Raw genomic sequence first — 23315 nt, forward strand, 5'->3', positions numbered from 1 at the left:
CTGCGTGCTTGCCGTGTCTCTTTTCCGCCGCCCCCGTCCCCAAGGATTCCAAGTTAAAATCAACCCAAAAAGGCTGCCCCGCCGACCGGATGAATCCGGTGGCAGGGCAGCCTTTTTGAGCATGCCTGCAGAAGAGCTGCATGACTGCACACTTCCCTGGTGCTGGAGGCCTTGGCCAGCAGCAGCGCTAAGCCGTCTGGCGCAGACGCCCGCCTTCGGCCCGGTCCGCCGCGATGAAGCGGAAAAGCAGGAACACGGCCGCAGCCGACATCAGAGCGCCGGAGTAGAACGGCAGGTTGTGGCTGTAATCGTACACGCCGGCGCCGAGCAGCGGGCCGGTGATGCGGCCGAGGCTGTCCATCGACGAGCTTAGGCCGGAAGCCACCCCCTGCCCCACCTTCGTCTTCTGCGTGATAAGCGAGGTGACGCACGGGCGGATCAGCGCATTGCCCGCCGCGAAGACGCTCAGATAGATCGATGCGGTGAGCAGCGACGTCGAGAATAGGATGAGTACGAAGCCGACCGCCGACAGCACCAGTCCGATGCCGATGACCGTGGACTCCTGCCCTCTCTTGATCAGCCGGCGCACGACGCCGCCCTGGATCAGGGCGCCGACAATGCCGCTGACGGCGAACATGATGCCGAGCTGCTGCGCGTCGGCGCCGATCTTGTCCCGCTGGAAGAGCAGCAGCGTCGCCTCTAGCCCCGCTAAGGAGAATGAGACGAAGAACGATAGCACGTACAGGTACTTCAGCGGCCCGTCGAAGGCCTTCCAGCGCGAAACCTTCGGCTCCTGCGGCTTGCGGCGCTTGTCCTCAGTCAGCGACTCGGGCAGCATGAAGAACGCGAAGACGAAGGTTGCGAAGGCCAGCACGGAGGCGGCGAAGAAAGGCACCTCGGTGCCGAAGCCGCTCAAGAGGCCTCCGAAGGCCGGGCCGAAGATAAAGCCGAGGCCGATCGACATCCCGACCAGGCCCATGCCCTTCGTCCGGTTCTCCTCCGAAGTGATATCCGCAACGTAGGCCACCGCGCAGGCTGTCGCCGCGCCGGAGAACAGGCCGCCGAGAATCCGCGAGAGGTACATAAGCACGAGGTTGTCCCCTGCGATGCCGAACAGGAAGAACGACAGGCTGAAGCCGAGCGCTCCGGTCATGATCAGCGGACGCCGGCCGATCCGGTCCGACAGGCCGCCCCAGAAGGGCGACATGAGGAAGGAGGCGAGCGAGTACACCGAGAGCAGCAGCCCGAGGTGGAAGCTGCTCGCCCCTGACCCGGTTATGGCATCCGGCAGGACGGGGATGATAATGCCAAAACCGATAAAAATCGTCATCAAGAGAATCATGACGACACCAAGCTGTTTATTCATATGTGTGCAGGTTCCCTTCAAAGGAGGATAGGTAGAGGGTCATGCCCCCGGCCGCTTCGAGCGGTGCCAAAAACAGGTGCGGGGTCCCTGTTATCGTACCATATCTTGAGAAGCGAGTGAAACACGCGTCCTGAAGATTAACAAAATCGACAAACCTTGAGCTCACCCAAAAGTTTCGTAACGATTTCTGAAAACCGCTTGCATCCTCGTCCTATTTTGCTATACTCAGTTTGTTTGCTTTTTTCCAACAAATTTCGCACACGAAGGGTAGGGATGACCGTGGATCAAACGAAAACTCCCCTGTTCACCGCACTGAAGGAGCATGCCGGACGCAACCCGGTACAGTTTCACATTCCAGGACATAAGAAAGGTGTCGGCATGGACCCGGAATTTCGGGAGTTTATCGGCGACAACGCGCTGTCCATCGACCTGATCAATATAGCACCGCTTGACGACCTGCATCAGCCGACCGGCGTCATCGAGGAGTCGCAGCAGCTTGCCGCCGAAGCCTTCGGGGCGGATCATACGTTCTTCTCCGTCCAGGGCACGAGCGGCGCGATCATGACCATGATCCTCACGGTCTGCTCGCAGGGCGACAAGATCATTGTTCCGCGCAATGTGCATAAATCCGTCATGGCCGCCATCATCTTCGCCGGGGCGAAGCCCGTCTTCCTGAAGCCGGTGCGCGACGAGAACCTCGGCATCGAGCACGGCGTCACGACCAGCTCCGTGAAGCGGGCGCTTGAACGCCATCCGGACGCGAAGGCCGTGCTGGTCATCAACCCGACCTATTACGGTGTCTGCGCGAACCTCAAGGAGATCGTCGAGATCGTGCACGGCTACAACATTCCGGTGCTTGTGGACGAAGCGCACGGCGTGCTCATCCACTTCAACGAGAAGCTGCCGATGTCCGCGATGGAAGCGGGCGCGGATATGGCCGCCACGTCCGTACACAAGCTCGGCGGTTCCATGACGCAGAGCTCCGTGCTCAACATCAAGGGAACCCGCGTCAGCGTGCGCCGCGCGAAGACGATCATCTCCATGCTGACGACGACCTCGACCTCCTACATTCTGCTCGGCTCGCTCGACACCTCCCGCCGCAATCTGGCGCTGAACGGACGGGCCATGGCCGACCGGGCGATTGAGCTTGCCAATTATGCGCGCACCGAGATCAACCGCATTCCGGGGCTGTACTGCTTCGGGGAGGACATTCTCGGGACCGAGGCCACCTTCGACTTCGATCCGACGAAGGTGAACATCCACGTCCGCCATCTCGGCATCACGGGATACGAGGTGGAGAATTGGCTTCGCGACGAGTTCAACATCGAAGTGGAGCTCAGCGACATGTATAACATTCTCTGCCTGGTTACACCGGGGGATACGCGCGATAACGTCGAAACGCTGCTCACCGCGCTGCGCCGCCTGTCCGAGGAGAATTACAACGTCCGCCAGGCGAACGAGCTGGTGATCAAGAACCCGAAGATCCCGCAGCTGACGCTGACACCGCGCGACGCGTTCTACGGCGATACGGAGATCATCCCGTTCAAGGAATCCGCCGACCGCATCATCGCGGAATTCATCTATGTCTACCCGCCGGGGATTCCGATCCTGCTTCCGGGCGAGGTCATCTCGCAGGAGCTCATCGACTACATCACCGAGCACGTCGAAGTCGGCCTCCCGGTCAAAGGCCCCGAAGACCGCAGCATCGAATTCGTCAAGGTCATTGTGGAGACACCGGCGATCTTCTAAGCCCAACTCCCTCTGTCCCTGCAGCATCCGCTCTTCCGTTCAATGGCAACGGGAGCGGGTGCTGTTTTTTTGTACGATGCAGCTGCGTGCAAGCGCAACTCGGAAGGGGCGGAATCCGTCTGGTAATCAAAACAGCTCCGCAGGCGGTCCAGCCACCGTCTGCACACAGAAAGGATGTCCTTATGAAGCTCCCCTCCCGCACGATCCGCACAGCACTTCTCCTCAGCAGCCTGCTCGCCGCGGTTCAGCCGATTCCTCCGGAGTCAGCCTACGCCTGTTCAAAAGGGGAGTTCCCTGCTCCCGAGCAGGAATTTATGGAAGCCGATGCCGTCTTCACGGCCGAAGTAATCTCGGACCGGAAAGTCTATTACGGCGGCTATCCGATGCGCCAGCTCACCCTGGCTCCGGAAAGCCCCGCCTTCAAAGGCGAAGCGCCCCTGACCGTGCTGACAGCCTTGGACAGCGACCAGTGCGGAGCTCCTGCGGCCGCCGGTGACCGGTACTTGTTTTACTCTCACCGCACGAATGGTCTTCTTCACCGCATTTCGATCTTCGATATGAAAGCGCCCCCGTCTCCCGGCGGTCCGGCACCTGCAGGCCTTCACCACCCTGCGTCGGCCGCGGCTCATCCCGAATCGGCACGGCTCCTGTACTACAGGCCCGACGTACGAATCTATGGCGAAAAAGGAATGCTGCCTCCGGAAGGCATCCCGGTGATCTACGATCATTCGCTTTATCTGCCGCTTTCCTTCTACCGCGAATCGCTCGGGCTGGCCGCAGACTGGCTGCCCGAGGAGAACACGGTGAGCTTCCGCAGCACCGGTAAGGCCATGTCTTCGGAAGGGGGCGCCCCCTATCTGGAAGATAAGAACGCTCCGGATGCCGGCATTCCATTCTTTCCCGGCACCCGGATGACATTCGACGGCACGGAGCTGCCTTCCTCCGAAGAGCCCTTCCTGCTCCGCGGCGAGCTGTACGTCCCACTGCGCCCCGCTGCGGAGCAGCTCGGCTATGTAGCGGCCTGGGCGGACGGGACGGTGGAGCTGTCCCCGCGCGTCCCTTTCGCCAGCGCAGCGGACGCCAAGCTGACACTAAAGCTGGTCTCCGGCCGCATGGACGGCCCCGATTTGGTGATGGAGCAGCTAGGCTCCGAAGGCTTCATCTACCGGATCCCTACGGCAGCGCACCCGGAATCAGCGCATGCCGAAGAGCCCGATGCCCTTGTACGTACCGGAAGCTTCGAGGATCTATCTGATCCTCGCTCTCCTCTGTACGAACACAGCATCCGGCTGTTCCTCCGCTCCGCGGAGCGCGAAGCGGAGCTTGCCGTAGACGGCGGGTTGATCAGCCGCCTGCCGCTCGACCCCGCCCTGCGCAGCAGGCTCGGGGCGGCACTGGGCCGGCCGCTTCCGGAGCTTCCGGCCGGTTGGCTGCTGACCGAAGATCACCTGCCGGCGCTGCCCTCCTCGCATTAAGCCGCGAGCAGCGCTTGCCGCCTAGGCATCCTCCCCGTCGATACGCCGCTCGAGCCAGGCGACGGCGTCGGCAATCGCATGCTCGTTGTGATGCACGCCGTGACGCTTCGCCACGCTCAGCAGGTTCGGGTGGGCATTCGCCACGGCGATGCCTACGCCGGCCCGGCGGATCATCTCCAGGTCGTTGAGATGGTCGCCGAGCGCAATGGTATTCTCCCGCGGAATGTCCAGCATGTCCATCAGGCGCTCCAGCGCGTGGCCTTTGGTCGCCCCGTAAGGCAGAATCTCCAGGTACCTGTCGTCGGAGCGGACCCACTCGATCTCGGCCCCCTGGGTCTGCGCGACGATCGTATCCGTGTATTCGTCGAGCAGCTCGGGATCCCAGGCGAACAGAATTTTGCTCCAGGGTCCCGGTGCTTCACCTGGCGACGTGATGGGTCTCTCCGGGAATCCTTCGATCCGGCGGTGGCGCTCCGTCATGAGATTGTCCTGCAGGAAGTAGGGGATGTCCGCCCCCTGAGGATAAATCTCGATGCCGATGCCGGGAAACTTCATCTTCACACGTTCTAGTACACCCGCACACGATGCGGGGAGCGTCTGCTCCCATACGTTCTCACCCCGCCGGAAGTCATGAATGACCACGCCGTTGTAAAGAATCGCCGGCGCATTCAGCGGCAGCCGGTCGGCGTAAGGCTTCGCCGAAGCCGCGATGCGGCCTGTTGCAAGCGTGAATCGGCCTCCCTGCTCGGTGAACCGCCGGATCGCCGCCTCATTCTCCGGAGAGATCCGCTTCTCGCTGTCGAGCAGCGTTCCGTCCATATCCGTCACCAGCAGGTAGCCGGCAAACTTGTTCGTATCCATGACCCTATCCTCTCTCTCCGGCATAGAACCGGCCTCCCGGCCTTCCTGCCCGGAGACTGGTTGTATTTCCCCCTGGGGGAATGCTATGATGATGCTTGAGCACGTTCGAAGCATAGTGCTGGAAGAACTTTTCGAAGTCCATTCATAGGCAGGTGCATTGATCATGGCGCAAAGCGCGTATATCAAATTCGTTGACGGTTCCGCCCGCTCCACCCTGACACTTGACGAATTGAAGGCCCAGCTGGAGCACTACCGGGGCCAGCTCGCGCAGACCGGACGGCAGCTCGGCTGGGAATACGACGATGCGGGATTCCCTTATGCCATCGAAGAGAAATCCGAGGGCGAGCACCGCTGGTTTTATCTCAAAGGCAAGAATCCGCTCTACAAATACATCGTGATGGGCATCGGCTCGGAGCCGGCCGGTGACAGCGAGCGCCATTATGTACAGGTCGTTCTCCCCGACGGCGCCACCCACGGCGACAAGTCGAAGGGCAACGAATTCTGCAAGTATTTCGGCCGTTTGTGGAAAGCGGAGCTGCACCTGTTCAACGGCCGGACGATGTACTTCAATCCACGCAAATAGCATCAGGGCTTGTCGGTTCAGCCCCAGCCCCGCTTACGACATCCGGCTGCGGAACGTCAGAAGCAGGGCTTTTTGGCATGCATCCTCCGCTCCGTCCCCGAAACCGCCTCCTCTTCCATGATAAACGGGCTTCCCGATTTGCACGAAAAACCCTTCCTGCTCACGTATGCGTGAACAAGAAGGGTCTGGCAGACCATATCAGTTAGGGCTGCTCTTGTTCTTCTACAATCTCATTGTAGATAGCAACAACGCGATCCCACTCTTCTTCGTCTTCAATGCTTGCCAAGAAAGCTTCACCGTCTTCTTCCTCGATGCGGAAGATGACTCCGTCAGCCTCCACGTCATTGCGATCAAGAAGGACCGCATAAGCACGGTCGTTCGCTTCGAAGGTATATACCATCACCATCTCATGCTCGACGCCGTCTTGGTCGGTTACGATAAAAATATCATCTTCATGATCATGGTCGCAGGAAGCGTCATGGATGTGATCGCTCATGGGGAAAACCTCATTTCGTCATTAAATTGAATGCTTCCCCCGTATCGTACCATGGGCCATCCGCACAAGTCAATGAAGACAGGCCTAAAGCAAGGCGGCCTTGGCCTTATTCCGACGCGATCGTCTTCTCCGATACGACGGTGTATGCCCCGCCCTCTTCGGTTTGGATCGCGAACTTCACTTTGTAGCTGCCGGCTTCGTCGAAGGCTACATCGAACGGCCACGTGTACCAGAAACTCTCGCGCTGGCCGATCACCGGCTTTTCATGAACTTGAACCTCCTGTCCGCTCGGGGATACGATCGAAAGCTTGAACGCCGTAATCGGCGTCACCAGGGAATCCACCTGCGCCACGACCGCAAATTCAAGGCTGTCGCCCTTCTTCACCTTGCCGAACGGCTGCTCGATGGAATAATCGTTGCTGATCTTCTTCGCGACGAACATGTGAACATTCGGCTTGTAGATCGCAACGGTCTTGTTCGCGTCATCCCACTTCACCAGCGCCTGCAGCGAATCGGACAGGACGCGGACCGGGAACACCGTACTTCCTTTAATCAAAAAAGCGGGCGCCTCATTCTCACCGAAGGACTGTTCCGCATCATTAATCAACACCTTGGCTTTCGAGAAGCCTTCGTAATCGCCCCATAAGGAGCTGGCCACTGCCCCCGCCGTCCCGAACAGGGATAACGACAGCACCAGCGTCAGCAAGCGCGGCACTTTCATTTCGAGCAACCTCCATCATCTTTGGCATGTCTGCTAGGTTATACTCCCGCAGCCCCCAAGAGTTGCGCACATTCGGAAGAAGTTCGTTAAAATAATTTGGAAGCCCCTCTATATCTAGTGGGTATCCGAGCTTTTAGGGCTTGGTCCAACAAAATATGGTAATCCTATATTACATCCGTCGGGCTTGGGACACCGGAGGATTCGGTGAGTTTTGTCGATCTTTGACGTTTTTTACGTTTTCCCGGGTAATATTCCCATAAAAAAAACGGAAGAACCATCGTGATATCGTCCGTTTTGTGGTAAATTTCTCATTGAAGGAATGCGGCCTGGCAGGTAAGATGGAGCGTAAGAAAAAAACGCTGGAAACAAAAGTAAACGGAGAGTGTAAGATGCAGCTCCCATCCGGCCTGAAATACGAAACCAGGATATGGAGGCCGCGAGGCCGTTAACAAGTTAAGTCTATAGAGAGCGGAGGAAACCCCTTGAGTCTGACGATCCGGATGATCGGAACGGGAAGTGCTTTTGCAAAAAAATACTTCAATAATAATGCCCTGCTGAACACACCGGACGGGCGTCTGCTGATCGACTGCGGCGTGACCGCCCCCCATGCGCTCCATGCCCTCGACATCCCGCTGGATTCGCTGGACGCGGTGCTCATCTCCCATATCCACGCGGATCATATCGGCGGGCTAGAGGAGCTCGCCTTCCGGCTGCTCTACATTCACAAGCGCAAAATCAAGCTCCTCATCGCAGACACCCTCGTCGATGTGCTGTGGAACCACTCTCTGCGCGGCGGTCTCGAGAACCGGGAGGACGGGCTCGCCGGGCTTCATGATTACTTTGAGGTCATCCCGCTGCAGGAGGGCGTGCCCTACGCCCCATTCGGCGGACTCAGCCTGAAGCTACTGCGGACAGCTCATATTCCAAACAAAGCCAGCTACTCGATCCTGCTGAACGATTCGGTATTCTACAGCGCAGACGCTCGTTTCGATGCGGGACTGCTGCGTTCGCTCCACGCCCAGGGAATCCGGCACATTCTTCATGACTGCCAGTTGTTCTCCCCGGGTACCGTCCACGCCTCGCTGGACGATCTGCTTACCCTGCCGGAGGACCTGCAGGGGAAGGTGCTGCTCATGCATTACGGCGACAGCATGCCAGATTATATTGGCCGTACCGGACGGATGGCCTTCATGGAGCAGGGCCGCGTCTATCCGCTGGACTAGGCGGAGCCCCCCTTCATCCCCAGCATACCGGACCCGCTGAAATGGCCCGATCACGGTCGGTCATGGGAATCCAGCCTTCCTCTTCATGCCTATACCGGACTGCCCTCTTCCTGCCCGATCCCCCATCGGGTTTTTCGGCATGCCCATCCCTGCCGAACCAGCCCGGTCGTTCGCATCGCACTCCATCTGCAAGCCCGATCCCCAAATCGGGCTTATCGGCATGCACACCTCCCCAGCATCTTCCATACAATGGCATGACCATGAGATGCAGACAGCCCTTTTTTCTTTCGCAAGCGCCTTCATTCTAACAAACATGTCTCTTCCCTCTGCCCGCCCGAATAGACTAGCAGCAGTGGAGGCTTCGACCGATTAGCACACGTGCGAAATCTTAGGCCGCCCGATCCACCCACGTTTGACAGGAGGTTAGGTATCATGAGCGCAGTAAAGGACATCTCCATCCTGTGTGTCCCCTTTGATCTGGGGGCCGGCCGCAGGGGCGTACGCCTCGGGCCGCATGCAATCCTCCAAGCCGGACTGGAGCGCAGGCTGCGGGGACTCGGACTCCAGGTGGAAGTGCTGCAGCCGTTTCCGGTTCCGCAGGCAGGGTCTTTGGACACGGCCCTCCAGTACGCGGGCACCCTTCATCACCTGGATGAGACGGCCGGGCTGAACGAGCTGCTGGCGCAGGCCGTCAGGGGAATCCTCGGCAGGGGCCGCTTTCCGCTCGTCCTTGGGGGAGACCACAGCATCGCCATCGGTACGGTGGCGGGGATCACCCCGCATCTCAAGAATCCGGGAGTGATCTGGTTCGATGCCCATTCGGACCTGAACACCCCGGAGACCAGCCCGTCAGGGAATATTCACGGCATGTCCCTTGCGGCCGCCCTGGGTCTCGGTCATGACCGCCTTGTCAGGATCGGGGGCATTACCCCGAAGATCAAGCCGGAGCACACGGTCATCATCGGCGCCAGGTCGCTCGATCCGGGGGAGAAGGAGCTGATCCGTTCCCTCGGCATCCGCTGCTTCACCATGCACGAGATCGACCGCTTGGGCATCTCCCGGGTCATGGAAGAAGCCGTGCAGACCGCAGGCACCGGAACGGACGGCATTCACGTCTCCTTCGACATCGACAGCATGGACCCCGGCGAAGCGCCGGGCACCGGCACCCCCGTGCGCGGGGGACTGAGCTACCGCGAAGCGCACTGTGCGCTTGAAATGCTGCATGAATCGGGCCTCGTCCGCTCAGCCGAGGTCGTGGAAGTGAACCCGGTGCTCGATACCGATAACAAGACCGCCCGGCTGGCCGCCGAGCTCATGGGCTCGCTGCTCGGTCAGCGTATATTATAATAAGAAGAGGGAGAGTCACGCCTCTTCCGGGCACCAACAGATCCAGCCGTACCGTCCGCAAGTCCCGGCATAAAGCGGAGAGAACCTGGGCATGCTACTCTACCAGGAGGCGATACCTATGGAATCCCCTAAAGAGCAAGTGGTAGCCGTACGCAAGAACGGCGACGGCGATATTGTGGAACTGAAGCTGTCCAGCGGCCAGGTCGTCGATTACCTCGAAGCCCAGGCCATGACGAAGAACGGGCAGATCGCCGGCTTGAACGTGTTCCGTGGACGTGACGGTGACGAGCACCTGCGTTCCAATGCCGATGGCGACCCGAGCAACAACCTCGATAACTTGCCGGGCTTCTAGCCCTTGGGCCAGCGTTGCGGTTCTGTACAGGCAGCCGGAAGGAGAAGCGATCCTTCCGGCTGTTTTTTTGTGCTCTCCCCTGCCGCCATTGCTTACTCTCCCGTGTGCTCTCCCCTGACCGCTGCAGGCTCTTTTCACCACGATCCCTTCCTAAGAACCTTACCTTAGCTGGCACCACCGACATTCAGGCCGGGAACTTGCTGCCGACTTACCGAGAGGGCGGCCCTTCCATGTTTTCATCCGATGACCTTTTCCCATTCGTTCGCGGAGCCGCCAGTTACTCCCTTCCTCCGCCTCTTCATCATCTCCCCCTCCTTGTCGATAAACCTATGCATGAGCCTGTTTCATGCTGCCAAGCTTGAACGGGCAGCAGGCAGTACCAGGCGGCTTCACCGTCGCTTTCATTCAACATTTATTTTTCATTCAACATTCATTCCAGGGGGATACCGATGAAGAACCTTAAAGTCAGTGTCAAGCTGCTCATTCTTACCGCCATGTCCATTCTGATTATTCTCGGCATCGGCGGGTACGGCTATTTCGCAACAAACAACATGTCCCATGCCTCCTCTTCTATGTACGGAGACAACCTGGTGGCCATCTCTACGACGGCTCAGATCCGGATTAACAACCGGGCCATCGATACCTCTGTGCTTGAGCTCATGCTGACGACGGATGAGGCAAGGAACGAGAGCCTGAACAAGAATATTGGGGATCGCATCCAACAAAACATGGAGCTCACGTCCCAGCTCGAATCGATGCTGAAATCGGACGAGCAGCAAAAGGCTCTCGGGAAATACAAAGAGCAAATTCCCGGTTACTCCGACTCCACGAAGAAAGTCGTTAATCTCGCCATGGGCAACCTGAACGAGGAGGCCTACTCGATCTATGTCAACGAAACTTCGAATCTGCGCGAGAATCTGAACACTACTCTCTCGGAACTGTCCGATGTTCTGAAGAAGGATGCTGAGAAGAAAAACGCCGATACCTATCAATTATCTGTCAGCGTGCAGCGGCTCAACCTTACGGCGGTCGTCGTGTCCACTCTCCTGTTCCTTGCTATGGGGGCCTACATCTCCCGGCTGGTCACCCGTCCGCTCCGCTCCATCCAGGAGCTGATGGCTCAGGCGGAAAGCGGCGATCTGACCGTGCAGGGCACCTACGAATCGAAAGATGAGATCGGGCAGCTGACCGGCTCGTTCAATACGATGGTGCGCGGGCTCCGCACGCTTGTCAACCGGATCAGCGACCAGGCGATGACCCTGTCCGCTTCCGCGGAAGAGCTGACGGCGAGCAGCGAGCAGACCGTCCGGGCCTCGGAGCAGATCGCATCGGCTACCAGCGAGATGGCCGGCGGCTTCGACACCCAGGTCCGCACCGTGCTCACAGCCTCCCAATCTGTGGAGAGCATGCACCTCAAATTTACCGATATTGAAGAGAACGGCGCCGAAATGTCCGAGCTTGTAGGCACCGCCTCCTCGGCAGCTGATCAGGGCGTCCACGCGGTGAGCTCGATTCTCCGCCAGATGGGCGAGATCGAGAGCAGTGTGTCGGAGACGCAGCAGCGCATTCTGACCCTCGGGGAGCGGACGGAGCAGATCGGCACGTTCGTTACCACGATCAACGAGATTGCAAGACAGACCAACCTGCTTGCCCTGAACGCATCCATTGAAGCTTCGCGGGCCGGAGAGGCCGGACGCGGATTTGCCGTCGTAGCCGAAGAGATCCGTAAGCTGGCTGACGCCACTTCCCAATCCTCCAAGCAGATCGCCGACATTATCACCGGCGTCCAGTCGGAGAGCCTCCGGGCGGTCGAGTCCATGAACCGTGGCGCCGAGCGTGTGGAACAAGGCGTGAAGCAGAGCGGAGCCGTGTCCGAAGCGTTCCAGTCGATCGAAGCGGCCATCCGCCGCGTAAGCGAGAAGGTGCGCGCCGTCGATGCCGCCATCCGTACGGCAGCAGCGGAATCGGCCCATATCACGGCAGCGATGGAGCAGTTGAGCTCCGTCTCCGAACAGGGTGCCGCCAGCGTCCAGCAGACCACGGCCGCCAGTGAAGAGCAGCTCTCCACAATGGAGGAGGTCGCCGGCTCCGCCCGCTCCCTCGCCCAGCTTGCCGAAGAACTACAGCATACTTTGTCCCGGTTCCGGGTGTAAGACGATTCCAGCCCTATGCGCATCCTCAGCGTACAGGGCTTTTCATTTTGATGGGGCCCGGCTCGCCCCGCCAAAAAAGAAAGTGCTTGACAGGGAGATGCTGGCAGGATTTTATCGCTTCGCACAGAATTTTTGTTAAAGTATAAGGTACGGGTGCCCTCCATCCCCAAGAATCTCCAGCATCCCCGCAGCCCCTTCGTACCGGAGCCGATCGAACACAGGTACCTAAGGTCTGACCGCGAACAAAGAATACACAACACCGGGAGTTGGAGTACCAAATGAACGCGAAATGGATTTTTTTCCTCTACACAGGTGCAGTCTGTCTGTCCTCCATGTTCTACGATCAATCGCCGAATCCTCTGCTGCTGGTCCTTGCCGCATCCGTGTATGCTCTCTCCCTTCTGAAGAAGCAGCCCGGCCTGCCGTTCCAGGGACTGCAGCTGGTCCTGCTTGTCGTCTTTCACTTCTTCAGCGGTACATGGTGGATTCTCGTGCTCTATTATCTGCACATGAGCTTCCTGGCCTACCGGCTCCACCGCCTATGGGCGGCCATGGTCGTAAACGGTTCCCTGATGGCCGCCTTCTCAGCGGTCACGCTAACGCATACGCCGATGCACCGTGACACCGCCCTGCTCATTCTGTTCGCCGCTGCAAGCTGCCTGGCGCTCTCCTTCCTCTTCCGCAGCTACATTCACGATATTGAGAAACAAAAACAGCGCCTGAGCAATGAGAAAAAGCATCTCAGTACCCACGACGCGCTCACCGGTCTCTATAACTTCCAGGAATTCCACCGGCAGCTTGAGCTGCTTGCCGGGGCCAAGAATCCTTTCATTCTTGTGCTGATCGACTGCAAAGACCTTAAATCCCTGAACACTACGAACGGCTTCCAGGGAGTAAACCGCATCTTGAAGCAGGCCGCGCAGCTGCTGCGGATTATGTTCCCGGACGCCTGTCTCATCTCCCGCTACGGAGGAGACGAATTCGCGCTGGTCATCCAGGCGGAGGATATGGAAGAGAGCTCCCAGCGGATGACCCAGCTGCTGGCCTCCGAATTTCCCAGGCTTGCGGCTATCGAAGTGAACTTCGGAATGGCCTGCTTTCCCCAGGAAGGACAGCACAAAGACGACCTGATTCTGGTCGCCGAACACAACTTATATCTGATGAAGCGGGACAGCTGGCTGAAGCGGGAAGAGCATATGCTGCGGAGCGAGAAGCTGCGTGTCGTAGGGGAGCTCGCATCGGGCATGGCGCATGAAATCCGCAACCCGCTGACGACGGTGAAGGGCTTCCTGCAGCTGTCCAAAGCGGGGGACTACAATGTGGAGCCGTGGTACGACCTCATCATGGACGAAATCAACCGGATGAGCATGCTGACGGCGGAATTCCTGCAGTTCTCCCGGCCCCATGTCACTCAGTACAAGGTGCAGTCCATCACAGGATGCATCTACCGGATCATCCAGCTGCTGGAGTCGGAGTCCACCCGGCTGGGGCACTCGATCCATTTTGTACATCCCGAAGAAGATCTCCGGATGCTGATGGATCAGGATAAGATGCTGCAGCTGCTGCTCAATCTCGTCAAAAACGCCTATGAGGCCATGCCGGAGCAGGGGATGGTCGATATTCACCTCGCGGCCCGTGACGGGATGGCCGTCATCGAGATCGCCGACAACGGCAAAGGCATCCCCGAAACGGAGCTCGACAAGATCTTCATTCCCTTTTATACGACCAAAGATTCAGGCACCGGGCTCGGCCTCTCGATCTGCCATAAGATCGTGCAGGACCATGAGGGGGTCATCGAGGTCGAAAGCGTCCTCGGCCTCGGCACCAAATTCACCATTACCCTTCCGCTGACGGAAGCAGATGCGCGTCCGAGCGAGCCGCTGATCACGACAAGCCGGCCAACGATTTCCGTATAAGCCCGTTCCACAGCTCGGCAGCCTGCTGCATCGGATCATGACGCCTCTCGGAGGCGTAACTCAACCAACCGACAGCCATTCCCAAGAGGGCACCGCCCAAAACCTCCTCAGGCAGGTGCCCCAGGCTTTCTTCCAGCTCCTCTTTGGGCTTGTCCCCCGCCTCCCGCATCATCGGGTTCGTAAGCTTGAGCAGAGCCGCACCGATGTCATTCACTTCTTCGGCTATCAATCCGGCATGCCGTCGGATCCCCATCGCATCGTACATGACGATCAGACTGAGTATCGTGGACAAGGCAAACGGAATGGAAGCAAAGCCCTTCTTGAGGCCCACATAGGTGGCAAGCGACACAACCGCGGCCGAATGAGAGCTCGGCATCCCTCCGGTGCCGAACAGATCCTTCCACTCGATCCGACCGGACTGGCGAAGCTTCATCGGGACTTTGAGCGCCTGCGCGGCGCCGATCCCGGCGATGGACGTCCATAACGCCCTGTTCATTACACATCACCCCCGGATTTAGCATCCGAAGCTGCCCCCGATTCTATGCCTTCCATCCTCTCCTAGCCTGCCTACCGCTTACACCCGTGACCCTAATCTTCACGTGAAGCCGCATCCTGCGCGAGTGCCCTCCAGTAGTCCTCTGCATGGCGGATCCGCAGCCCATAGCCCGGCTCGATGCCCTCTGCAGCCAGCTCCGCCTCGCTATATCTCGATACGGGCAGCAGATCAAGCAGCGCCGTCCAATCAGGCTCCACCGTCCCGCCCTGCAGCAGCCCTTCGAGCGGTGCCAGGCAGCGGGTCGAGAAGACCCCGTGCAGCGGGAAGGCGCCATGCTCCCCATCCGGCAGGCAGGCCAAGCTGCCGTCTTGAAGCATCCGCTCCAGCAGCCGCAAGGCCGCGGCCGGCGACACGCAAGGCATGGCGCTCCCGGTAACCCACACAGCGTCGTTCTGCGCCAGGGCGACCCCAGCATGGAGTCCGCCCAGGGGCCCCCGGCCTTCATAATAATCGGCAAGCACGCGCACACGCCGCGGCACATGCTCGAGATAGCGCCGCGGGTCGTCGGTGATGAGAATGATCTCGCTGCAGCAGGACTCCATCACCTGAAGCTGGCGCTGCATGATCGTACTCTCCGCGTAAGGCAGCAGCCCTGCCTCGATTCCTCTCAGACGGCGCATGGTACCGCCCGCCAGAATCACTCCTGTCATCATACTGTCTGTTCCCCCTCCGGCTTCGCCAGATGATATATCCTCACTATACCGCCTTTGCTCCCGTCTGCCTGTCACAACGGTCACAACTCCGGCAGGAAAAGTTAGCCGGACGTGATAACCATCACATCAACCCCCGGGAGATTGGGGTATCTTAAGAAGAAAGAGCTGCAGTACGGGGATTTCAGGAAGAGCAGGAGGGTGCCAGAACCAATATGACAGACACCAAATCAAGCGGCATGATCCGCCACCAAGCGAACTCGGAGTGCTTCTCCGCCCAGAACCTCGACCGGTTGAAGGCAACCATGTACGAGATGAACGTAAAGGCCGGTGACCACCTGTTCTGGGAGGGCGATCCGGCCGACAAGCTGTACTATGTGAAAAGCGGCAGCGTGCGCATCACCAAGGACAGCGGGGACGGCAAGCATTTTATTCTCTATACGCATGGCGAAGGCGACCTCTTCGGACAGCTGGATCCGTTCCAAGCATCTCTGCACAGCTTCAATGCCGAGGCGCTGGAAGACAGCGTCATCGGATTCATCCAACAGAAGGACCTCGATACCCTGCTCTGGCAGCATGGGGATCTTGCTGTGGAATTCATGAAGTGGATGGGGCTGATCCATCGCATGACGCAGACCAAATTCCGCGACCTGATGATGTTCGGCAAGCCGGGCGCCCTCTGCTCCACGCTGATCCGGCTCTGCAATTCCTACGGGGAAAAGCAGGGCGACGCCATCCGCATCACCCGTAAGGTGACGAACACGGAGCTCGCCGAGATGATCGGCTCCACACGGGAGAGCGTGAACCGGATGCTGAGCGACCTCAAGAAAGCCGATGTCGTCACCCTGGAGGGCGGCTATACCATCGTCAAAGATCTCTCTTATTTAAGGGACATCTGCCAGTGCGAGAATTGCCCGCTCGACATGTGCCGCATCTGAATTCAGGGCTGAAAACGGGTCAGCATCGAGAGGGGGAAGCTGGCTTCTTCCCGGCCGTCCAGCGTGCCCCAGGCCATAATCCCGTTCAGATAGACGACATGGAAGGGCAGCTGCACATTGTGCACTTTGTACAGGCCCGGCGGGAAATCCGCAGGGTCCAGCGTATAAGACTTGGCTGTTTCGTATTTGCTCTCGAGCACCGCCTTCTGGCTCGGGAATTCCGCCCGTTCTATGTCCTCACGGAGCGTCTTCATTTCGTGCTCCAGCTCTTCCCTCGACATTTGACTATACAGTTTCTTCATGCTTCCCGCTCCTTCCGAATATAACGCTCCGCCAGCGCCGTGAGCCGGAGCCCCTGCTCCGCGATCAGACGCTGAATCTTGGCGAAGCCTGCAAGATAATACGCTGCGCGGTCCCCGGCCTCTACACCGGCCAAGCTGCGGCCCAAAAAGTGCGGCACCAGCACCAGGCGCCGCAGCAGCACGAGCTGCGGCAGCGCCTGCAGCTCCGCCTCCGTCAAGGCGGCTGCCCGGCCGTAGCCTTCGAGCGCCCGCTCCGCCGCCTGCCAGCAGGCCTCTTCAGCTTCCGGCGAGCCGAGGGAGTCCGGCGGGAAGAGCTCGGCGAGGAAGACGCCAAGCTCCATCGCCCGCCAATCCGGCGTAACGAATTCAAAGTCAAGCACCGCGGTGATCTCGTCTCCGGATGCCAGCATGTTGCCGTATACGATATCGGAGTGAACGAGCTGCACCGGCAGCCGGAGCAGCTCCGGAAGCGATTGCTCCAGGGCTGTTAGAGCCGTGCGGACGCACTCCGCCGCTTCTCCCATCCCTGTGCCCCCCATCTCGTCCAGCCAATCCCACAGTACCTTCCGGCTGACCAGCGGGTGTACGTTATAGATATCGTAATAGGGCTCGTACGCAGGTGCGTCCGGTATCCGTACCTGCTGCAGCGCGGCTGTCAGTTGCCCCACGGCCTCGCCGGCCGACCGCGCCACTTCCGGTACGTCCAGCCGGGCACGCTCTCCCTCGATATAGCGGAACAACACCGCCAGCTTGCCGTCGGCGGAGTATACATACGTCCCTCCCTCCCGCGAGAGGCAGGGCTGTGGCACGGCAAAGGGCAGTCCCGCCCCGCCCAGGGCGTGCAGTACGGCGTGCTCGAACGCCGCTTTTTGTTCGTCCGCATGATTCTCGTAAATCCGGAGCACATAAAGCTCCCCGTCCATCCGTATATATCGGGTGGTGTTGTTGACACCGCTCTCTTTTTCTTCGACAATCCACGACGGATTCTCAAAATAGCCGGCAAGGATCGAGCCGATTCGCTCCTCGCTTGTAAAGTTCATGTCTCATTCCCTCGATTCATGTCACCTTATGTAACAAAGTTAGGATCGTTTTTTGCTAGAACTATTGTATAATAGATTTATCCGAAGTGGAAAGGGAGGAATGATTCCGATGACGACTGAACTCATTATCGGCGACCGCAAGATTCCCGTTCGTTTCATCTCGAGTGACCAGAAAGCGATTCCAAGACTCCTTACCGTGCTGGAAAGCTCACAGCATCGGCAGTCTGTGCCGTCCTGCCCTCCGATCCAAGAGATCGACCATATTGAAGTCATCGGCAATAACGCCGTCCTGTACGACTCCAAAGCCCGCAGCAGCGTTCAACTGCCGCTCTACTAAGAGCGGTTTTTTCATTTTCTTTCATGCTAGGATTTTACCGATTGCCGGAAGTGATGGTCCTGCGGTATAGTGGACATACCATTCCCATCTTACAGATATGAAGGACGGTCCAACATGAGCGAACAAACCAACAAGCGCCGTTTCTTCCGGCTGAAGCTTCAGCGCCCTCTCGGCGCCGAGCTGCGCATGGTCGGTGTTCATGACAACCAGGCGGTGACCCGCACGATGAAGACGGCCCTGCTGGACCTCTCCGCAGGAGGGGCCCGGTTCATCGCTACCGGCCCTCTGCCCGATGAGAAGCACCTGCTTGTCGAGCTGCGGTTCACTGCGCTCGGCAGAGACTATAAACCCCTTGGCGTCATTGTCCGTACAGTGGATACGGGCGGGAATCCCCAGTACTGCGCCCAGTTCTCGCTGGACGAGCAGGACACCGCCTCCCTCGCAAGCGTCATCAACCAGCTGTCCGTCAAGCTGCGCAAGAGTCCTGTGCTCGCTTCCTGCAGCTTCCTGCCCGAGGACGAGCTGGAGGGGCTTGGCCTCTTCTAGCGTACCGGACCGGACAAGCCCGCCACAAGATACCGTTTACCCGACTCCGTATACCAGGACCAGCTGCGAAACAGAAGCTGGTCCGTTTTTAATTTGTCATGCAGATCCTTCAGACCCAGGACCGCCGCATCCATGCCGAACTTGCCGAAGACCGAGAAGAGATAGGCGGTCCGCTCGGAACCGAGGGTTTTCCCGTTCAGCTCCTCCATAATCTCCGACTTGCTCTCGTCGATCAGGATCATCTCGCTCCAGACGACGATCCGTCCGTTGGGCTTCAGGAGCGAGAGCAGCGTCTGGTTGTACGCGGTCACAAGCGAATTGCGGAGCGAACGGATCGCTTCAATGATCGCCTTCCGCTGCGCCTCGGTATACTGCTCCATGTACCCGTGAAATTGCGCGAGGGCGTCCGCATAGAAAAGCTGCGTGTGTACGCCGGAAGAAACGACCAGCGAGAACGATTTCTTGAGATGCGGCATCACTTCGACCCGCCGGGCCTCAAACGCACTGTCCCTCAGGAAAGCGACGAGCTTGTCCGCAGCCGCACCGCCGCTCAGCAGCTCTTCATACCTCTCGTAGAACGAGATCTGATCGAGCCCCGTGTAATCCACGCGGGTCAGGGATTTGATCCGCCCCGCCGCGGAGCTTCCGGTGGACTCAAGCACCTCTTCGAGCACGTTGTCCTCGGTGTCGAGCACCGTCAAGCCCTGGAAGTGCGTGCTGACATCCGGCAGGTCCACGTCTCCGTGATTTCCTGCGCCCAGTACAGCGGCCTTCTCCCTCCGGCCGAGCTGCGCGATCGTATCGTTAACCAGCCCCCGGATATGGTACCGGTGCGTCCCCCACTCCGCTTCCCCCCAGTCGAGGGTCTCCTTGTCTGCATCTATCGCCTGAGCCGGATCGGCCGGCTGCTGCGGCTCCAATCCCCATCTAAAGTCTCTCATACGCTTCCCTTCCCTTCAGAGGCTCGTTTTTCCTGTAAGTATAGCATAACGATTCCGGCGAAACCTATGCGAACCGTCACAGCTTGTTCCCCTCCGGTGCGAACCCCTTCACAAAAAATTGATAGGGGAGTTGACACGAACCCACTCCCTTGGTATGATAATAAACGTCCCAAGCAAAACGAGATCAACTCAATTCGAAGTTCGATCCGTTCCTATTATGACTTGTTAGCTCAGCTGGGAGAGCACCATCTTGACAGGGTGGGGGTCACTGGTTCGAGCCCAGTACAGGTCATACACGCAGAAGAGTCCTTGAGCTATCAAGGGCTCTTTTCTTTTTCCCTCCTCACGGGTTGACTGGTTAAACCCGGAATATCGGTGGTAATTAGCCTTAATGTTGCCCTTGACCAAAAGAGTTAGCCGGGGCTATGATACATGAGAACGCAAAGGAGTGTATCCCGCTTATGAACGAACAGGCAAAAGAGCAGCCCCTCCCCCCTTCGGGCTGGAGGGAAGCCCGGCAGAGCCCCAGTCTGCCTGAGGCTCACAGATCGCTCAAGGTGCCGGCACACGGCTCTTGGCTCAAGAAGTTTCTGGCCTTCGCAGGGCCCGGCTACATGGTCGCCGTCGGGTATATGGACCCCGGGAACTGGGCCACCGACATTGCCGGCGGGTCCTTGTTCGGCTACAGCCTCCTGTCGGTCATCCTGCTGTCCAACCTGATGGCGATCCTGCTGCAGGCACTCTCAGGGAAGCTCGGCATTGTGACCGGCCGGGATCTCGCCCAGGCCTGCCGGGACCACTACAGCAAGCCGGTGGCGATGGTCCTGTGGTTCCTGTGCGAGCTGGCGATCGCCGCCTGCGACCTGGCGGAGGTGATCGGGGCCGCCATCGCCTTGAATCTGCTGTTCGGCATCCCGCTCGTCTACGGCGTCTTGATCACCGCCTTCGATGTGCTTCTCGTGCTCCTGCTGCAGAACAAGGGCTTCCGCTATATCGAAGCGCTGGTTATCGTGCTCATCGCAACGATCGGCGGCTGCTTTGTGACGGAAATTTGGCTGTCGAAGCCCGATATGGGCGGGATTCTTCACGGGTTCGTTCCAAGGACCGAGCTTGTCACGAATCCGGCGATGCTGTACATTGCCATCGGGATTCTGGGCGCGACGGTAATGCCGCATAACCTGTATCTGCACTCTTCTATTGTACAAACACGCGATTATGCCCGAACGGCGGAGGGGAAGCGGCAGGCGATCCGGTACGCCACATGGGATTCCACCATTGCCTTGTTCTTCGCCCTGTTCATTAATGCCTCCATCCTCATTCTCGCGGCTGCGACCTTTCATCGGGCCGGCCTGACCGAGATTGCGGAGATCGGAGAAGCGTATCACATGCTTACACCGCTGCTGGGTACGACCATCGGCAGCATCCTGTTCGGCGTGGCGCTTCTCGCTTCGGGCCAGAACTCCACCTTAACCGGCACCCTGGCCGGGCAGATCGTCATGGAAGGCTTCCTCCAGATCCGGTTGTCGCCCTGGCTGCGCCGTCTCATAACCCGGGTGATCGCCATCATCCCGGCAGTCATCGTCACGGCGCTGTACGGCGAGAGTGGAACGGCCCGGCTGCTCATTCTCAGCCAGGTGATTCTGTCGCTGCAGCTCTCCTTCGCCGTTGTGCCGCTGGTTCAGTTCACCGGCGATCCGCGCAAGATGGGCGAATTCGTCAACGCCCGCTGGGTGAAGCTGCTCGCCTGGGGGGTCGCCGCACTCATCATCGGCCTGAACGCCTATCTGCTGTACCGGACCCTGCTGGGGTAGCGGCCGGCCAAGGCGCTGCCCGGCTCCCCTCCCCGGTGTCCGCAAGGAAGCCGGGGAGCTTTATGTATAGGGCCAGACGCACTCCTCCGGCTCCTTCTCCCACAGGAACGAGATGAACTTCGTGCCGCCGAGCTGATGCATCTCGCTGCGGTCCCGGTAGGAGATCCGGCAGCAGAGGCGGGGCTCGATCCACTGGATCCCTCCCTCCTTCCGGGTCCACAGCCCTTGGGCAAGCGCAAGAAACCGGCTCCGGTCCTCAGGCGTCAGCCCTCCCGCCACCTTCCCTACCGGCTTGTTCTTCACGGTGCGGAAGTGCAGTCCGATCACCAGCTCGAACGGGTCTGCGCGGTATCCCAGAATCACCGCATCGATTAGGCGCGGATGCTGGATCCCGATCCAATCGGGACTGCGTCGGCCCGGCACGTAGATGGAGTCTTTGCGCTTCGCCACGATCCCTTCCAGCTGCTGCGCCGCCGTCCGTTCATAGAGGCGGCGGCCCTGGGCTTCCACGGTTACCGTAGGCATAAGAATCCCTCCCCGCGACACAAGCAGCTCCCCGAGCCGGGCTTTGCGCTGTGTCAGAGGCTCGTCCAAGTGATGCCTGTCCGTGTAAAGCAGGTCAAACGCCGCGAAGAGGACCAGGTGCGTCTGCCGGGCGGTGCGGATCTTGGCCGTGTGGCTGATCCGCAGCCGGTACGCCCAGTCGTCGAAGACCGGACGCCCGCTGCGCAGCACGATGCCTTCCCCGTCGAGGATCACGGAGCGGACAGGAAGCGTCGCCAGCGCTTCCCGCAGCTCCGGCAGCTTCTCCGTCACCGTGCGCCCGCTTCGCGTGTAGATCTCGCAGCGGCCGTCCTGCTTGTGCAGCAGGAGACGGCCCCCATCCCACTTGGGCTCGAAGAGGAAGTCCGCGTCATCGAAAGGCTCGCAGGCAGCTTCAGCCCGCATGGGGGTTATCCCGGTAAACAGCATGCATCTTCTCCTCTCTGCGCGGGTACCGCTTGCCCGCCCGTTGACCTTACTCTCTCCCCACTCTTACGTCAATTCACTGAGTACGGCCACGGCGGCCTCAGCCAGCGCCTCTCCCGCCAGGAAGATCTGCATTCCCCGGCGGCCCGCGCTGATGCTCACCGGATCCAGAGCGAGCGCCTTGCGGTCCAAATACAGCGGATAAGCCTTCTTTACGCCTAAGGGGGATACGCCCCCGCGGATATATCCCGTAAGTCCCTGAATCTCTTTGACCGGCACCATCTCGACTTTCTTGTTGCCGCTGACAGCGGCCGTTTTCTTCAAATCGAGCTCTTCGTCTCCCGGGATACAAACGAGCAGCACGCCGGTCTTGTCTCCCCGAAGCACAAGCGTCTTGAACAACTGACTGGCCGGCAGACCTACTTTGCCTGCCACCGTTTCCGCGTCAAGCTGGTCCTCCTCCCAAGTATACTCATGCAGCGTATAGGCCACTCCAAGCTTATCGAGCAGCCGGCAGGCATTGGTTTTGGACGCCACAGGAATCCCCCTCTCCTTCTTCCGGCAAAGCCGGAAAGCTCTCTTCCACGTTTCCATATATCATACCATACTGCGGGGGGCGTGCCGCAGCCTGGGCTTTCCGCCGCTCCGTCTCCGTCCCGCCAGCAGCTTGCGGCCTGAGGCGAATCTTGGCTGTACCTCTCCTTTCCTCCATAGTCGTCCTCCCTTCATCCATTCACTCCAGCCTTATTAGGAACCCACAAGAAAGCAAAAAACGCACAAAGCCTGCGGAGGCCTTGTACGCCGGACTTCGACAGACCGTTTCTGTCGGATTCTGTATTTTCTGTTACTTTCACGCCTTATCCGCCTATAATTCGACAAATTTCAAGCTGTTTCTCGGTTCAATTTTGTCGAAAGAGGGTAAGGGAGAATAACTCTTCACTATAGGCCTGCCCGTCGGCCCGCCCCATCGGATTGTTGGCATA

Annotated in this window: 23 protein-coding genes and 1 tRNA gene; 13 read left to right on the forward strand and 11 right to left on the reverse strand. The window is 59.2% G+C overall.

All coding sequences use genetic code 11. The features are described from left to right. Positions 1 to 187: 187 nt before the first annotated feature. Positions 188 to 1366: an MFS transporter gene (locus tag ACP26L_RS25060; RefSeq protein ID WP_426447388.1), complete on the reverse strand. Its 1179-nt coding sequence runs from the start codon at positions 1364 to 1366 to the stop codon at positions 188 to 190. Positions 1367 to 1639: 273 nt separating this feature from the next. Here ACP26L_RS25060 and ACP26L_RS25065 point away from each other — a divergent pair, with 273 nt between their 5' ends. After that, positions 1640 to 3115 carry an aminotransferase class I/II-fold pyridoxal phosphate-dependent enzyme gene (locus ACP26L_RS25065; protein WP_426447390.1) on the forward strand — a complete coding sequence of 492 codons (1476 nt, stop codon included), beginning with the start codon at positions 1640 to 1642 and terminating at the stop codon, positions 3113 to 3115. Between the two features lie 182 nt (positions 3116 to 3297). Next, entirely contained in the window at positions 3298 to 4590 is a 1293-nt protein-coding gene (locus tag ACP26L_RS25070; protein ID WP_426447391.1) for a stalk domain-containing protein, read from the forward strand. A gap of 21 nt (positions 4591 to 4611) precedes the next feature. Here ACP26L_RS25070 and ACP26L_RS25075 read toward each other — a convergent pair whose 3' ends face one another. After that, on the reverse strand, positions 4612 to 5475 hold the full coding sequence (locus tag ACP26L_RS25075) for a Cof-type HAD-IIB family hydrolase (protein ID WP_426447393.1): 864 nt from the start codon (positions 5473 to 5475) through the stop codon (positions 4612 to 4614). Between the two features lie 139 nt (positions 5476 to 5614). On the opposite strand from ACP26L_RS25075, the gene ACP26L_RS25080 reads away from it, so the two are divergent. Next, on the forward strand, positions 5615 to 6034 hold the full coding sequence (locus ACP26L_RS25080; protein WP_426447395.1) for a DUF1885 family protein: 420 nt from the start codon (positions 5615 to 5617) through the stop codon (positions 6032 to 6034). 202 nt (positions 6035 to 6236) lie between these two features. Here the strand turns inward: ACP26L_RS25080 and ACP26L_RS25085 are convergent, their stop codons facing one another. Together ACP26L_RS25085 and ACP26L_RS25090 are read right to left on the reverse strand one after the other, a co-directional pair. Continuing rightward, entirely contained in the window at positions 6237 to 6530 is a 294-nt protein-coding gene (locus ACP26L_RS25085) for a DUF1292 domain-containing protein (protein ID WP_013917654.1), read from the reverse strand. Between the two features lie 106 nt (positions 6531 to 6636). Beyond that, a complete protein-coding gene (locus ACP26L_RS25090) occupies positions 6637 to 7251 on the reverse strand; it encodes a stalk domain-containing protein (protein WP_426447397.1) in 615 nt (204 codons plus the stop codon). Positions 7252 to 7733: 482 nt separating this feature from the next. Here ACP26L_RS25090 and ACP26L_RS25095 point away from each other — a divergent pair, with 482 nt between their 5' ends. The 5 genes from ACP26L_RS25095 to ACP26L_RS25115 all read left to right on the forward strand — a co-directional run bounded on the left by ACP26L_RS25095 (position 7734) and on the right by ACP26L_RS25115 (position 14242). Beyond that, positions 7734 to 8474 carry an MBL fold metallo-hydrolase gene (locus ACP26L_RS25095; RefSeq protein ID WP_426447399.1) on the forward strand — a complete coding sequence of 247 codons (741 nt, stop codon included), beginning with the start codon at positions 7734 to 7736 and terminating at the stop codon, positions 8472 to 8474. Positions 8475 to 8906: 432 nt separating this feature from the next. Further along, positions 8907 to 9821, forward strand: a complete 915-nt coding sequence (rocF, locus tag ACP26L_RS25100; RefSeq protein WP_426447401.1) for an arginase — start codon at positions 8907 to 8909, stop codon at positions 9819 to 9821. 118 nt (positions 9822 to 9939) lie between these two features. After that, the gene (locus ACP26L_RS25105) at positions 9940 to 10173 is read left to right on the forward strand and encodes a DUF3892 domain-containing protein (RefSeq protein ID WP_426447403.1); all 234 of its coding nucleotides are present in this window, start codon (positions 9940 to 9942) and stop codon (positions 10171 to 10173) included. A 449-nt stretch (positions 10174 to 10622) separates the two neighbouring features. Continuing rightward, a complete protein-coding gene (locus ACP26L_RS25110) occupies positions 10623 to 12326 on the forward strand; it encodes a methyl-accepting chemotaxis protein (RefSeq protein ID WP_426447405.1) in 1704 nt (567 codons plus the stop codon). 278 nt (positions 12327 to 12604) lie between these two features. Further along, on the forward strand, positions 12605 to 14242 hold the full coding sequence (locus tag ACP26L_RS25115) for an ATP-binding protein (RefSeq protein ID WP_426447407.1): 1638 nt from the start codon (positions 12605 to 12607) through the stop codon (positions 14240 to 14242). On the opposite strand, the gene ACP26L_RS25120 is transcribed toward ACP26L_RS25115, so the two are convergent. Together ACP26L_RS25120 and mobA are read right to left on the reverse strand one after the other, a co-directional pair. Then, positions 14211 to 14738 carry a divergent PAP2 family protein gene (locus ACP26L_RS25120; RefSeq protein ID WP_426447408.1) on the reverse strand — a complete coding sequence of 176 codons (528 nt, stop codon included), beginning with the start codon at positions 14736 to 14738 and terminating at the stop codon, positions 14211 to 14213. The two genes, ACP26L_RS25115 and ACP26L_RS25120, sit on opposite strands and share 32 nt — an antisense overlap. A gap of 92 nt (positions 14739 to 14830) precedes the next feature. Next, on the reverse strand, positions 14831 to 15451 hold the full coding sequence (mobA, locus tag ACP26L_RS25125; protein ID WP_426447410.1) for a molybdenum cofactor guanylyltransferase: 621 nt from the start codon (positions 15449 to 15451) through the stop codon (positions 14831 to 14833). A gap of 212 nt (positions 15452 to 15663) precedes the next feature. Here mobA and ACP26L_RS25130 point away from each other — a divergent pair, with 212 nt between their 5' ends. Next, positions 15664 to 16386 carry a Crp/Fnr family transcriptional regulator gene (locus ACP26L_RS25130; RefSeq protein WP_426447412.1) on the forward strand — a complete coding sequence of 241 codons (723 nt, stop codon included), beginning with the start codon at positions 15664 to 15666 and terminating at the stop codon, positions 16384 to 16386. Between the two features lie 2 nt (positions 16387 to 16388). Here ACP26L_RS25130 and ACP26L_RS25135 read toward each other — a convergent pair whose 3' ends face one another. Continuing rightward, a complete protein-coding gene (locus ACP26L_RS25135) occupies positions 16389 to 16688 on the reverse strand; it encodes a YfhH family protein (protein ID WP_426447413.1) in 300 nt (99 codons plus the stop codon). Further along, positions 16685 to 17728: a phosphotransferase gene (locus ACP26L_RS25140; protein ID WP_426447415.1), complete on the reverse strand. Its 1044-nt coding sequence runs from the start codon at positions 17726 to 17728 to the stop codon at positions 16685 to 16687. Before ACP26L_RS25140 ends, ACP26L_RS25135 begins: the two co-directional genes overlap by 4 nt. 109 nt (positions 17729 to 17837) lie before the next feature. Between ACP26L_RS25140 and ACP26L_RS25145 the strand changes: the two genes are divergently transcribed. Together ACP26L_RS25145 and ACP26L_RS25150 are read left to right on the forward strand one after the other, a co-directional pair. Next, positions 17838 to 18065 carry a hypothetical protein gene (locus ACP26L_RS25145; protein WP_426447416.1) on the forward strand — a complete coding sequence of 76 codons (228 nt, stop codon included), beginning with the start codon at positions 17838 to 17840 and terminating at the stop codon, positions 18063 to 18065. A gap of 114 nt (positions 18066 to 18179) precedes the next feature. Continuing rightward, complete coding sequence (locus tag ACP26L_RS25150) at positions 18180 to 18611, forward strand: PilZ domain-containing protein (RefSeq protein ID WP_426447418.1); 432 nt, start codon at positions 18180 to 18182, stop codon at positions 18609 to 18611. Here ACP26L_RS25150 and ACP26L_RS25155 read toward each other — a convergent pair. Continuing rightward, positions 18608 to 19552, reverse strand: a complete 945-nt coding sequence (locus ACP26L_RS25155) for a hypothetical protein (RefSeq protein WP_426447420.1) — start codon at positions 19550 to 19552, stop codon at positions 18608 to 18610. The genes ACP26L_RS25150 and ACP26L_RS25155 overlap by 4 nt on opposite strands. A gap of 219 nt (positions 19553 to 19771) precedes the next feature. Here ACP26L_RS25155 and ACP26L_RS25160 point away from each other — a divergent pair. Both ACP26L_RS25160 and ACP26L_RS25165 read left to right on the forward strand, forming a co-directional pair. Continuing rightward, a tRNA-Val gene (locus ACP26L_RS25160) sits at positions 19772 to 19844 on the forward strand. A 169-nt stretch (positions 19845 to 20013) separates the two neighbouring features. Continuing rightward, on the forward strand, positions 20014 to 21363 hold the full coding sequence (locus tag ACP26L_RS25165) for an Nramp family divalent metal transporter (RefSeq protein ID WP_426447422.1): 1350 nt from the start codon (positions 20014 to 20016) through the stop codon (positions 21361 to 21363). A gap of 60 nt (positions 21364 to 21423) precedes the next feature. Here ACP26L_RS25165 and ACP26L_RS25170 read toward each other — a convergent pair whose 3' ends face one another. Then, a complete protein-coding gene (locus ACP26L_RS25170) occupies positions 21424 to 22311 on the reverse strand; it encodes a DNA ligase (protein WP_426447423.1) in 888 nt (295 codons plus the stop codon). 87 nt (positions 22312 to 22398) lie between these two features. Continuing rightward, complete coding sequence (gene ybaK / locus ACP26L_RS25175) at positions 22399 to 22869, reverse strand: Cys-tRNA(Pro) deacylase (RefSeq protein ID WP_426447425.1); 471 nt, start codon at positions 22867 to 22869, stop codon at positions 22399 to 22401. Positions 22870 to 23315 lie beyond the last annotated feature (446 nt).

Source organism: Paenibacillus sp. S-38 (assembly GCF_049942825.1).
Classification (GTDB): Bacteria; Bacillota; Bacilli; order Paenibacillales; family NBRC-103111; genus Paenibacillus_G.